This is a genomic window from Oleiphilus sp. HI0123 (assembly GCF_001635315.1).
Genome location: NZ_LWGE01000215.1, coordinates 1 through 1178 on the forward strand (window position 1 = coordinate 1; position 1178 = coordinate 1178).

Genomic DNA, 1178 nt, shown 5'->3' on the forward strand with positions numbered 1-1178 from the left:
GGAGCCTTGCTTTACAATTCATAAAGGAACCGAGGCAGCTGCTGCGAAAGACCGGCCTTTTTCCCCAAGAGATTGGCAACCTAGAACACGAAGTTGCCAAAAAGCTTATACACAAGCGCTGGCAACAGCGAGTACAGTCGATATTCGCTATGCCAAAAAAGGTGACTGTGTTTTCGTTGTCGAAGGCGAATGGCTTGACCCCTATACCACCGAAGTTATTACTGAGTTAGGTGATATCGCACTAGATCAGTTGGTGAGCTATAGAGAAGCCCACCGTTACGGTGGTGCGTACTGGTCTCATGCTCAACGTATGGAGCTGGTGAGCGATTCAGATAACATCGTGCCGGTAGCTTCCATGAGCAAAAAAGCCCGCGCAGGGAAGTCGCCGACCCAGTGGATGCCCGAGAACAAAGCTTATTGGTGTGACTATATCGTGCGCCGAGAGATTATTCAGCGCAAGTATAAGCTTTATCTGCCAAGAGAAGAGCGCGAATTTCAGCAGGAAATTAAAAAACTCTATTGCAAGTACTAGCTGAAATGATAGCGGCTCAGTGACTATCTAAAGGCCGGTTATAAGCGCTTATTTAACAGGGAAATAAGTTTCATTGGTAGTTCTGCTGAGGCTAACACTTCTCCATGACTTGGAATTAAGATTGCTGGTTGGTCATTGTCTATTTGCTTCAATGCCCACTGTTTAAACGTGGCCTTATCGTCAAGAAGAAACCACTTGATCACTTGACTCATTTTTAAACCCGGTGCAGCGCCAAGCACTTTCTGCATGACTTTTGCAATCGGCTGGTTAGACATGCGTTCATAGTTCAAAAAGCTATCACAAGTAATCCATAAGCTGGTTTGCGAGTCTTTATCGTGCTTTTTAAACCAGGCATCATGACCCCGGTGACCTGGTGGAATCAGTACAGAGTAATTAAATGGCAGTGGCGGTAACTCACTTTCCAGTGCAGTGATATCGCTTTCTGAACTAGCTACCCCTTGTTTAACTAAACGCTTGATCGCCCCTTTACTTGCATACAAGCGATGTTTCGGAAAAGCATCTCGCCAGGCTTGAACGCCCATATAGTGAAAACTGTTTGGCATCACCAGGTGCATGCAGAGCTCTTCATTTAGCCATTCTTTGGGAAAGGCATCGATCAAAGATTTACCAGGGCTGATAATCACGA

Annotated in this window: 1 protein-coding gene and 1 pseudogene; one reads left to right on the top strand and one right to left on the bottom strand. The window is 45.8% G+C overall.

Going from position 1 to position 1178, the window contains the following annotated elements:
• Positions 1–532 (top strand): hypothetical protein (locus tag A3761_RS26655; RefSeq protein ID WP_068749698.1); only part of this gene is annotated, 532 nt, incomplete at its 5' end.
• A gap of 38 nt (positions 533–570) precedes the next feature.
• Here the strand turns inward: A3761_RS26655 and A3761_RS26660 are convergent.
• Positions 571–1178 (bottom strand): annotated as a pseudogene (locus tag A3761_RS26660) (hypothetical protein); the annotation flags it as partial.